Annotated in this window: 7 protein-coding genes; 3 read left to right on the top strand and 4 right to left on the bottom strand. The window is 31.2% G+C overall.

The features are described from left to right. Nucleotides 1-40: 40 nt before the first annotated feature. From rpoB to OD91_RS04635, 3 genes are all read left to right on the top strand, one after another. The gene (gene rpoB / locus OD91_RS04645) at nt 41-3,853 is read left to right on the top strand and encodes a DNA-directed RNA polymerase subunit beta (RefSeq protein WP_144895226.1); all 3,813 of its coding nucleotides are present in this window, start codon (nt 41-43) and stop codon (nt 3,851-3,853) included. A 91-nt stretch (nt 3,854-3,944) separates the two neighbouring features. Then, complete coding sequence (gene rpoC / locus OD91_RS04640; RefSeq protein ID WP_144895225.1) at nt 3,945-8,219, top strand: DNA-directed RNA polymerase subunit beta'; 4,275 nt, start codon at nt 3,945-3,947, stop codon at nt 8,217-8,219. Nucleotides 8,220-8,341: 122 nt separating this feature from the next. Beyond that, nucleotides 8,342-8,653 carry a DUF3467 domain-containing protein gene (locus OD91_RS04635; protein ID WP_144895224.1) on the top strand — a complete coding sequence of 104 codons (312 nt, stop codon included), beginning with the start codon at nt 8,342-8,344 and terminating at the stop codon, nt 8,651-8,653. A gap of 337 nt (nt 8,654-8,990) precedes the next feature. Here OD91_RS04635 and OD91_RS04630 read toward each other — a convergent pair whose 3' ends face one another. The 4 genes from OD91_RS04630 to aroC form a co-directional block, all read right to left on the bottom strand. Next, nucleotides 8,991-10,244 (bottom strand): TlpA disulfide reductase family protein, encoded by a 1,254-nt coding sequence (locus OD91_RS04630; protein WP_144895223.1) that lies wholly within the window; start codon nt 10,242-10,244, stop codon nt 8,991-8,993. A 178-nt stretch (nt 10,245-10,422) separates the two neighbouring features. Then, nucleotides 10,423-10,971 carry a DinB family protein gene (locus OD91_RS04625; protein ID WP_144895222.1) on the bottom strand — a complete coding sequence of 183 codons (549 nt, stop codon included), beginning with the start codon at nt 10,969-10,971 and terminating at the stop codon, nt 10,423-10,425. 50 nt (nt 10,972-11,021) lie between these two features. Then, entirely contained in the window at nt 11,022-11,558 is a 537-nt protein-coding gene (locus OD91_RS04620; protein ID WP_144895221.1) for a Crp/Fnr family transcriptional regulator, read from the bottom strand. Between the two features lie 8 nt (nt 11,559-11,566). Further along, nucleotides 11,567-12,628, bottom strand: coding sequence for a chorismate synthase (aroC, locus tag OD91_RS04615; RefSeq protein ID WP_144895220.1), 1,062 nt, complete (start codon nt 12,626-12,628; stop codon nt 11,567-11,569). Between the last annotated feature and the right edge of the window lie 12 nt (nt 12,629-12,640).

The following is a 12,640-nucleotide window of genomic DNA, read 5'->3' as shown; positions in this document are numbered from 1 at the left end:
TCTTTATTAATTAAGATTTTAATCTAAAATATTTTCTCTTTTGGCGACGAAAAACACTACTGAAAGAATAAACTTTGCATCTTCTCTGTTGGGAACTGATTATCCAGATTTTTTGGATATTCAAGTAAAATCATTTCAAGATTTTTTCCAACTTCAAACTAAAGCAGAAGAGCGAGGTCAAGAAGGTTTATACAAAACCTTTATGGATAATTTTCCAATTACTGATACACGTAATCAATTTGTATTAGAATTTTTAGACTACTTTGTAGATCCACCTAGATATAGCATTCAAGAATGTATTGAAAGAGGATTAACACATAGTGTGCCATTAAAAGCACGTCTAAAATTATACTGTACAGATCCTGAACACGAAGATTTTGAAACCATTGTACAAGACGTTTATTTAGGGACAATTCCTTATATGACAAACTCTGGTACATTTGTTATCAATGGAGCAGAAAGAGTAGTTGTATCTCAACTACACAGATCTCCTGGTGTATTCTTTGGACAATCATTCCACGCAAACGGTACAAAATTATACTCTGCAAGGGTAATTCCTTTTAAAGGATCTTGGATCGAATTTGCAACTGATATCAATCAAGTAATGTATGCTTATATTGATAGAAAGAAAAAATTACCAGTAACAACATTATTCAGAGCCATTGGTTTTGAAAGAGATAAAGATATTCTTGAAATCTTTGATTTAGCTGAAGAAGTAAAAGTTTCTAAATCAGGATTAAAGAAAGTATTAGGTCGTAAACTTGCCGCAAGAGTATTAAAAACTTGGCATGAAGATTTCGTAGATGAAGATACTGGAGAAGTAGTATCTATTGAACGTAACGAAATTGTTTTTGATCGTGATACGATTCTTGAAAAAGAACATATTGATGAAATAATTGAAGCAGGTGCTAAAGCTATCCTTTTACATAAAGAGGATAATTTAATGGCAGATTATGCAATTATTCATAACACATTACAAAAAGATCCTACAAACTCAGAAAAAGAGGCTGTAGAACATATCTATAGACAATTACGTAATGCTGAACCGCCAGATGAGGAAACAGCAAGAGGAATTATTGATAAATTATTCTTCTCAGAACAACGTTATAATTTAGGTGAAGTTGGTCGTTTTAGAATGAACACTAAACTTCAGTTAAATGAACCTATAGATCAAAAGGTATTAACTAAGAATGATATCATTACCATCATTAAGTATTTAATTGAGTTAATCAATTCTAAAGCTGAAGTAGATGATATCGATCACTTATCTAACCGTCGTGTTAGAACAGTTGGTGAGCAATTAGCAGGTCAATTTGGTGTTGGTTTAGCTCGTATGGCTAGAACCATCCGTGAGCGTATGAATGTACGTGATAACGAGGTGTTTACACCAATCGATTTGATTAATGCTAAAACATTATCATCTGTAATTAACTCGTTCTTTGGAACCAATCAGTTATCTCAGTTTATGGATCAAACAAATCCATTAGCAGAGATTACACATAAGCGTCGTTTATCGGCACTTGGACCTGGAGGTTTATCAAGAGAAAGAGCAGGATTTGAGGTTCGTGATGTTCACTATACACATTACGGTCGTTTATGTCCAATTGAAACTCCAGAGGGACCAAATATTGGTTTAATTTCTTCTTTAGCAGTTTTTGCTAAAGTGAATAACCTTGGATTTATTGAAACACCATATAAGAAGGTAGAAGCAGGAAAAGTATTGGATCAAGATCCAATTTACTTAAGTGCTGAAGAAGAGGAAGGTATGAAAATTGCCCAATCTAATTTAGATGTAGATAAAGATGGTAAGTTTACTGCTGAAAGAGTTATTGCTCGTGAAGAGGGTGATTTTCCAGTAGAAACTCCAGAAGTAATTAATTATATGGACGTTGCTCCAAATCAAATCGCTTCTATTTCTGCATCGTTAATTCCTTTCTTAGAACATGATGATGCAAACCGTGCATTGATGGGGTCAAATATGATGCGTCAAGCGGTACCTTTATTACGTCCAGAATCTCCAATTGTTGGTACAGGTTTAGAACGTAGAGTTGCAAAAGATTCTAGAATCTTAATAAATGCAGAAGGAAACGGGGTTGTACAATATGTAGATGCAAATATTATTACAATTAAGTATGATAGAACTGATGAGGAAAAACTAGTTAGTTTTGAATCTGATGAAAGATCATATAACTTAATTAAATTTAGAAAAACCAATCAAGGTACTTCTATTAACTTAAAACCAATTATACAAAAAGGTGATCGAGTTAAAGAAGGTCAAGTACTTTGTGAGGGATATGCAACTCAAAAAGGAGAATTAGCTTTAGGAAGAAATATGAAAGTAGCCTTTATGCCTTGGAAAGGGTATAACTTTGAGGATGCAATTGTAATTTCTGAAAAAGTAGTAAGAGAAGATATCTTTACTTCAATTCATATTGATGAGTATTCTTTAGATGTTCGTGATACTAAATTAGGAACAGAAGAATTAACAAATGATATTCCTAATGTTTCTGAAGAGGCTACAAAAGACTTGGATGAAAATGGAATGATTAGAATTGGAGCAGAAGTTAATCCTGGTGATATCTTAATTGGTAAGATTACACCAAAAGGAGAATCTGATCCAACTCCAGAAGAAAAATTATTACGTGCTATTTTTGGTGATAAAGCCGGTGATGTAAAAGATGCATCATTAAAAGCTTCCCCATCATTAAGAGGTGTAGTAATTGATAAAAAGTTATTTAGAAGAGCTGTAAAAGATAAGCAAAAAAGAGCAAGAGATAAAGAGTCTATTGTTGCTTTAGAAGGATCTTTTGTATCTAAGTTTGAAGATTTAAAAGACATATTAGTAGATAAACTTTTCAAGATTGTATCTGGAAAAACATCTCAAGGTGTATTTAATGATTTAGGCGAAGAAGTTTTACCAAAAGGTAAAAAGTATACCTTAAAAATGTTAAATGCTGTTGAAGATTATGCACATTTAACGGGAGGTAACTGGACTACTGATAAAGTAATGAATGCTTTAGTAAGTGAATTAATTCACAACTATAAAATTAAAGTAAACGATTTACAAGGTAATTTACGTCGTGAGAAATTTACTATTTCTGTAGGTGATGAATTACCAGCAGGAATCTTAAAACTAGCTAAAGTTTATATCGCTAAAAAACGTAAGTTAAAAGTAGGTGATAAAATGGCAGGTCGTCACGGAAATAAAGGTATTGTTGCTCGTATTGTTAGAGCAGAAGATATGCCTTTCTTAGAAGACGGAACTCCAGTAGATATCGTATTAAATCCATTAGGTGTACCATCGCGTATGAATATTGGTCAGATTTATGAAACTGTTCTTGGATGGGCAGGTCAGAAATTAGACAAGAAATATGCAACACCAATATTTGATGGAGCTTCTTTAGATGAGATTAATTCTTATACAGATGAAGCTGGTGTACCAAGATTTGGTCACACGTATTTATATGATGGAGGAACAGGAAAACGATTTGATCAACCAGCAACAGTTGGTGTAATTTATATGATTAAGTTAGGACACATGATTGAAGATAAAATGCACGCGCGTTCTATTGGTCCTTATTCATTAATTACACAACAACCATTAGGTGGTAAAGCACAATTTGGTGGTCAGCGTTTTGGAGAGATGGAAGTTTGGGCACTTGAGGCATATGGAGCATCAAGTATCTTACGTGAAATCTTAACTGTAAAATCTGATGATGTAATGGGTAGAGCTAAAACATACGAAAGTATTGTTAAAGGTGAGTCTATGCCAGAACCAGGTTTACCAGAATCATTTAACGTATTAATGCACGAACTGAAAGGTTTAGGTTTAGACGTTAGATTAGAGGAATAATAATTTGGCAGGAAAGTTTTTGCTTTCCTGCTTTTATAATATTTTCTGCTTAAAGCAGATCTTTTTACAATTTTAATTCGAATCCATTACCATGGCAAGAAAAAACGATAAGTACACTGTAAAAAAGTTTAATAAAATTTCAATTGGTTTATCATCACCAGAAGCTATTTTAGAGATTTCTAAAGGTGAAGTTTTAAAACCAGAAACAATAAATTACCGTACACATAAACCAGAAAGAGATGGTTTATTCTGTGAGCGTATTTTTGGTCCTATTAAGGATTACGAATGTGCATGTGGTAAATACAAAAGAATTCGTTATAAAGGAATTGTTTGTGACCGTTGTGGTGTTGAAGTTACTGAGAAAAAAGTACGTAGAGACCGAGTAGGACACATCAATTTAGTAGTACCAGTAGCACATATTTGGTACTTTAGATCATTACCTAACAAAATGGGATACCTTTTAGGTTTACCATCTAAAAAGTTAGATATGATTATTTACTACGAACGTTATGTAGTAATTCAACCAGGTATTGCAACTAATGCTGAAGGAGAACCATTACAAAAAATGGATTTCTTAACGGAAGAAGAATACTTAGATATTCAAGAAGCATTACCACAAGAAAATTTATATTTAGAAGATTCAGACCCAAATAAGTTTATCGCTAAGATGGGGGCAGAGTGTTTAATTGATTTATTAGCTCGTATCGATTTAGAAGAGTTATCATATACATTAAGACACAAAGCAAATACAGAAACTTCTAAACAACGTAAAACTGAGGCATTAAAGCGTTTAAATGTTGTTGAAGCATTTAGAGATTCTCAAAAGAATAGAGAGAATAATCCAGAATGGATGATCATGAAAGTGGTTCCAGTAATTCCACCAGAATTACGTCCATTAGTACCATTAGATGGTGGTCGTTTTGCAACGTCAGATTTAAATGATTTATATAGAAGAGTTATTATTAGAAACAATCGTTTAAAAAGATTGGTTGAAATAAAAGCTCCAGAAGTTATTTTACGTAATGAAAAACGTATGTTACAAGAATCAGTAGATTCATTATTTGATAACACACGTAAATCATCAGCAGTAAAAACTGAATCTAACAGACCTTTAAAATCTTTATCAGATTCATTAAAAGGTAAACAAGGGCGTTTCCGTCAGAATTTATTAGGAAAGCGTGTTGATTATTCTGCACGTTCTGTAATTGTTGTTGGACCAGAATTAAAACTATCAGAATGTGGTATCCCAAAAGATATGGCAGCTGAACTTTACAAGCCTTTTGTAATTAGAAAATTAATTGAAAGAGGAATTGTAAAAACAGTTAAATCTGCTAAGAAAATAATAGATAGAAAAGAACCAGTTGTTTGGGATATTTTAGAAAATGTAATTAAAGGGCATCCAGTATTACTGAATCGTGCTCCTACATTACACAGATTAGGTATTCAAGCTTTTCAACCAAAATTAATTGAAGGAAAAGCAATACAATTACATCCATTAGTTTGTACGGCATTTAACGCCGATTTTGATGGAGATCAAATGGCAGTTCACTTACCATTAGGACCAGAAGCTATTTTAGAAGCACAATTATTAATGTTAGCTTCTCATAATATCTTAAACCCTGCAAATGGAGCTCCTGTTACTGTACCTTCTCAGGATATGGTACTTGGTTTATATTATATGACCAAAGAGCGTAAGTCTACTAAAAAAGTTCCAATTTTAGGAGAAGGATTAACATTCTATTCTCCAGAAGAAGTAACAATTGCTTTTAACGAAGAAAGAGTAGAATTAAATGCGGGTATTAAAGTTAGAACGCAAGATCTAGATGAGAACGGAGAACAAGTAACTAAAATAATAGAAACTACTGTTGGTAGAGTTTTATTTAATGAAGTTGTACCTCCTGCCGCTGGATATATTAATGAAGTTTTAACGAAGAAAAACTTACGTGGAATTATTGGTGGTATTTTAAAAGTAACTGATATTCCAACGGTAGGTGCATTTTTAGATGAAATCAAAAATATGGGATATAAATTTGCCTTCCAAGGTGGTTTATCATTCTCATTAGGAGATATCATTATTCCAAAGGAAAAACAATCTATGATTGACGAAGCCAACAAAGAGGTGGATGTAATTGTAGGAAACTATAATATGGGTATGTTAACGCAAAAAGAGCGTTACAATCAGGTAATTGATGTTTGGGGATCAACCAACAATAGATTAACTGAATTATCTATGAAAAATTTACGTGAAGACCAACAAGGATTTAACTCAGTATATATGATGTTAGATTCTGGAGCTAGGGGATCTAAAGAACAGATTCGTCAGTTAACAGGTATGCGTGGATTAATGGCAAAACCTAAAAAATCTACTGCAGGTGGTGGAGAGATTATTGAGAATCCAATTCTTTCTAACTTTAAGGAAGGATTATCAATTCTTGAATACTTTATCTCAACGCACGGTGCGCGTAAAGGATTAGCAGATACGGCATTAAAAACAGCCGATGCAGGTTACTTAACACGTAGACTAGTAGATGTTTCTCAAGATGTAATCGTAAACGAAGAAGATTGTGGTACATTAAGAGGATTAGAAGTTACTCCATTAAAGAAAAATGATGAGATTGTAGAATCTTTATATGATAGAATTGAAGGACGTGTTGCATTACATGATGTATATGCACCTTCATCTGAAGATCTTTTAGTTGCTGCAGGTCAAACAATTGTACCAGAATTAGCTGGTATTATTGAAGCTGCTGGTGTAGATAGAGTAGAAGTACGCTCTGCATTAACTTGTGAGTCTCAAAGAGGAATTTGTGCACAATGTTACGGTCAAAGTTTATCAACAAGAAAAAAAGTTCAAATTGGTGAAACTGTTGGTGTAATTGCTGCGCAATCTATTGGAGAGCCTGGAACACAGTTAACATTAAGAACATTCCACGTTGGTGGGGTTGCAGGAAATATTTCGGAAGAAAATAAATTGATTGCTAAGTTTGAAGGTAAAGTTTCTATTGATGATTTGCGTACTGTAAAAGGTAAAGATAATGATGGAAACGAAGTTGATATTGTAATTTCTAGAACAGCAGAAATTAAAATTAAAGACAAGAAAACTGATATAACACAGAGTACAAATATTATTCCTTACGGTTCTTACATTTTTGAAAAAGGTAGAAAATCGATTAAAAAAGGAGATGTTATCTGTCAGTGGGATCCATTTAACGGTGTAATTGTTTCTGAATTTGCAGGAAAAGTGAAGTTTGATAATCTTGAGCAAGGTATGAACTACTCTGTAGAGATTGATGAACAAACAGGTTTCCAAGAGAAGGTAATGACAGATTCTAAGAATAAGAAAATTATCGCTTCTTTAATTATTGAAGATAAAGATGGTAATGCTTTACGTTCTTATAGTTTACCAGTAGGTGCACACTTAATGGTAAGTGACGGAGATAAAGTAGAATCTGGACATACACTTGTTAAAATACCAAGAAAATCTGGTAAAGCAGGAGATATTACAGGAGGTTTACCTCGTGTAACAGAATTATTTGAAGCACGTAATCCTTCTAACCCTTCTGTTGTTTCAGAAATTGATGGTGTTGTTTCTTTTGGTAAAATAAAGCGTGGTAATAGAGAGATTATTGTTGAATCTAAAACTGGAGAAATTAGTAAGTATTTAGTAAAACTTTCTAATCAGATTTTAGTTCAAGAAAATGACTTTATTAAAGCAGGTATGCCATTATCAGATGGAGCTACAACTCCAGCAGATATTTTAAGAATTAAAGGCCCATCTGCGGTTCAAGAATATTTAGTAAACGAAATTCAAGAAGTATATAGACTACAAGGTGTAAAGATTAATGATAAGCACTTTGAGGTTGTTGTACGTCAAATGATGCGTAAAGTTAAGATTATTGATTCTGGAGATACATTATTCTTAGAGAATCAATTAATTCATAAAAATGACTTTATTCTTCAAAATGATGCTATCTACGGAATGAAAGTAGTTGAAGAAGTTGGAGATTCTGAAAACTTAAAAGCGGGTCAGATTATTTCTGCACGTCAGTTAAGAGATGAAAATTCAATTTTACGTAGAAACGATAATGCATTAGTAACCGCTAGAGATGCGAAGCCTGCAACAGCAGAACAAGTATTACAAGGTATTACTAGAGCATCGTTACAAACTAAATCGTTTATTTCTGCGGCATCGTTCCAGGAAACTACTAAAGTATTAAATGAAGCTGCCGTTAACGGTAAGATAGATACTTTAGAAGGATTGAAAGAGAATGTAATTGTTGGTAAGAAAATACCAGCAGGTACAGGAATGAGGTCTTATGATCAAATAATTGTTGGTCCTAAAGAAGAGATAGAAAAAAGTTTTTAAATAAACGTTTAATCGTTAAAAAGTTTAAAAGTTGAATTGTTTGCTGTAACTTAATTACACTATTCAATTCAACTTTTTATTTTTGTACTTTTCAACAGTTATACAACTTAACGTTACAAATTATGGAAGAAAATCAAAATAACGATGGTCAGTTAAATATTGAATTAGACCAAGAAATTGCTGAAGGAACATATTCTAACCTTGCAATTATAAATCATTCTGTATCAGAGTTTATTGTAGATTTTATAAATATTATGCCAGGTATTCCAAAGGCAAAAGTAAAATCTAGAATTATATTAACACCACAGCATGCTAAAAGACTTACAAAGGCTTTAGCAGATAATGTTAGAAAGTTTGAAGAAGCACATGGTGAAATAAAAGATTATGAGCAACCACCAATTCCAATGAATTTTGGACCTACTGGTCAAGCATAAAATAAAAAAACCGAAACTAACTAGTTTCGGTTTTTTTTATGATTTCTTTAAGGTTTCGCTAACGTTGTTGTATATGGTTTGTTGCGAATTTAAAGCAACTAATTTAGTAAATACTTACCAGCCAAGAAAGTCTGTGAGGACTTTCGTTAGTAGACAAGAAGCCAGTAATAAATTATATAAGGTTTTTGTGTATAATGTATTTTTGGTTATTATTTCATTTTCGTAATTCGACAATCTGATTAAATAATAGGAAATATACTTAATTTCTTTTTCTTCAATTGTTCATTTTACTATAAATTTAATTTTCTACTTTTTTTAAGTAAAAAAACATTTAATATTAGTTTTTATAATTTTTGATGTAAAAATTAAGTGTGTCTAACAATTTTTCTCCTTTTAAATCTTTAGCTACAATTTTTCCTTTTCTATCGATTAAAAAAGTAGTTGGATACTTTATTATATTATACTTTTCTTTTAAATTTTTAGAATCACTTTCCAAAAATTGAGGGTAGATTAGATTAAATGATTTAACTTTTTCTTTAGTGTCATGAACTGCAATTCCTAAAAACTCAATATCACTTCTGGAAGTTTCTTCGTAAGCATATTCTATAGTTGGAATTTCCATTAAACATGGAGCACACCAAGTTCCCCAAAAATCGATATAGATGAATTTACCTCTGTAGTTTAATATTGAAATAGAATCTTTAGAATTCATTTTTTTAATCTTAAAAGGAATAGCTTTAAAACCTACGTTTGTAGAAAAAAGTTCTTTATCTCTTGGAATTCGTTCTAAAATTAATGTTTTGGTATTAATGTTTACACCAAGATTTTTATACATAAAATCATCAATTTTCACTATTTCATGTATATTAATTTCTTCTTTTTTATTCTCAATCATAAATACAGATTTTTCATCAAAAGTTACATTTGAAAAACCATGACTTACCTGTATTTTTCTATTTAAAAATGAAGTTTCAAAAATTTGGGGAAACCCATACATTAAATCTTTATTTGAATTTAACAAAACTAGAACTTTTACTTTTTCTTTTAAAATTCCATTATTCGTGCTCAATTGATAATCTACAAAAGGTGATTTTTTTGCGCTAATTGAATAGTTAAAATTATCACTAACTTTTAATGGAATTCTGATTTCTTCATCTGAGAAGTCTTTATTGTTATTCGTATCTAAAATATATTCAACTTCTCCATTTTTATTTTCTCTAAAAATAATATTAACATAGCTATTAATTGATTTTTTGGAAAGTTTTCTTTGGTTCGGATTTTTTATCCACGTTTTATATTTATCATTAAATTTTGATTCGTCTAAATTTTTCTTGATAAAGTCTTGATAAACTACTTGAAATGCGTCAATCCAAATTCGCTTAATATAAAACTCTTTCCAATCTTTTGGAATTCCTTTACTTTCTTTTTCTGCTTTTTCTGAAGAACTCTTAAGCAGCATGGAAAAAGACTTTTTAAAAGAACCAAAATTATTAACTTCTCTTAGTTTTAAATGAATTATATTAGTTTCTTCTTTTTTCGAAGTACAATAAAAAAAAATAATAGTAAGAAAAGTAAGAAATATTTTTTTCATATTAATATTATTTAGCAATTTGTAAAAATTATTCAAATTAATATTTCTTTCTCACTGTTACATTATACACAACTTTACGAATATGCATCGTTTCAATACTGAAACCAGTTCAGCACATGTGATTTATATTCGGAGTTAGCGAAGTTATCAGAAAATAAGTTTAGAAACAAACTAAATTTTATAACGAATCCAGTACACGTTTAGCTTGTACAATATGTCTTTGATTATGATAGATAACAAATCTAAAAGTATCACCTAATCTAAAGGTTAAAAGTGGTAAGGTAATTTTTGTTTTATTCTTAGTTAGGTTTTTATCTTTTGCTATTTCTAATAAATCTAGTAACTCTTCTTGATAGGTAATAAAAGTAGTCAATACTTTTTTAGTGTCTAATTTAGAATGAATAGGGTTTTTACTTTTAAAGGTTTTCATCGTTTTCATTCCTTCTTTTGGTAACATATCTAAAGCAAATTTATTTCCTAAAAAACCGCTTTTAAAATTAGGTTCAGAAACCTTAGTTGAATTATTTAAACACTTGTTTATTTCTGTATTATAAAAGACAGCATATAAGTTTAAATGTTCTATGCACTCTATAACAGACCACGATTCTGGATTTATCTTATTTTGTAGTTTATCGTCTGTTACTGTTAGAAATAATTTAGCTTCTTCTATGTGAGAGGAAACTAATGCGTTTAATTCAGATAATAATTGATTGCTATTTATAATCATCACGTTGTTTTTTACAAAGTTGATATATTATAAGCTTTTAAAAGTTGATTCTAATCAAGATTTTTTAAAATTCTAGACAAAGTTTCTGGGGTCATTCTTAAATAGGAAGCAATATATTTCTGTGGAATTTCTTGAAATACTTGCGGACTTCTTTTAAACACACGTTCAAATCTTTTTTGAGGTGAATAGGTAATTAAATCAACCTCACGTTCTATTTGTTGATACACAAAACTCTCCAATAATTTTTTCCAAGCATCTTCATTTTCTTTACTTGAATTAATTACTTCTAAATAGGTTTTTTTAGAAATTACTTTTAACGTACACTTTTTTAATGCTTGAATATAAAATGAAGTTGGTTTATCAGTAAGAAATGAATCTAAAGCGGTAATAATTGAGTTTTGATACCCAAAACGTATGGTATGTTCTTCAATTTCATCTTCAATAAAAACACGTAAACTACCTTCCACAACTAAATATAGATTGGTGCTTACTGAATTTTTAGAAACTAGAAAATCGTTTCTTTTTAATGTGATTGTATCTTCCCAATGACTCTCTAATTTCTGAATGATTAGTTCTAAAGAGTTCATAATTTATTTTAAATTCTTCGTGTTTTATCAAGTAACCAAAAATCAGCTAAAACCAATGCAGTTAAAGCTTCTATAATAGGTACGGCTCTTGGTACAACACAAGGGTCATGTCGTCCTTTTCCTTGAATTTCGGTTAGTTCTCCTTCAGAATTTATGGTCTGTTGATTTTGCATAATGGTTGCAACAGGTTTAAAAGCAACTCTAAAATAAACATCCATTCCGTTACTTACACCACCTTGAATTCCGCCAGATAAATTAGACTGAGTTGTGCCATCAGCATTAAAAATATCATTATGCTCAGAGCCTTTCATTTTTGCGCCGCAAAATCCACTTCCAAATTCAAAACCCTTTACAGCATTAATAGAAAGCATTGCTTTTCCTAATTCTGCATGTAATTTTCTAAAAATAGGTTCGCCTAAGCCAACAGGCATATTTTGAGCAACACACGTTATAGTCCCTCCAATAGTTTCCCCCGCTTTTCTTATTTCTTTGATTTTAGAAATCATTTTTTCTGCGGATGTTTCATCTGGACAACGAACATCATTAGATTCTGTTTTAGAAAAATCAAGATCTTGGTACGGTTTTTCTAAAAATATTTCTCCAACGGAAGAGGTAAAGGCATTAATATTAATATGTGCAACTAGTTGTTTGGCTAAAGCGCCAGCAACAACCCAGTTTGCAGTTTCACGTGCAGAAGTTCTTCCGCCACCTCTATGATCTCTTACACCATATTTTTTATCGTAGGTGTAATCTGCATGCGAAGGTCTATAAACATTTGTATTATGATTGTAATCTTTACTTTTCTGATTGGTATTTTTTATCACAAAACCAATAGAAGCTCCTGTAGTTTTTCCTTCAAAAATACCCGATAAAAATTCTACAGTATCTGGTTCTTTACGTTGTGTAACAATTTTAGACTGACCTGGTTTACGTCTATCTAACTCTTTTTGAATAGCTTCAAAATCTACAGTTAAACCAGCAGGAAATCCATCAATAACACCGCCAATTGCGATACCGTGAGATTCTCCATACGTAGTAAGTTTTAAAATATTTCCAAAGGAATTGAACATAAAAGTAAATTA

Source organism: Lutibacter sp. Hel_I_33_5 (genome assembly GCF_007827455.1).
GTDB lineage: Bacteria > Bacteroidota > Bacteroidia > Flavobacteriales > Flavobacteriaceae > Polaribacter.
The sequence above is the reverse complement of the archived record's forward strand: the minus strand, read 5'-3'. Positions and strand labels throughout refer to the sequence as shown.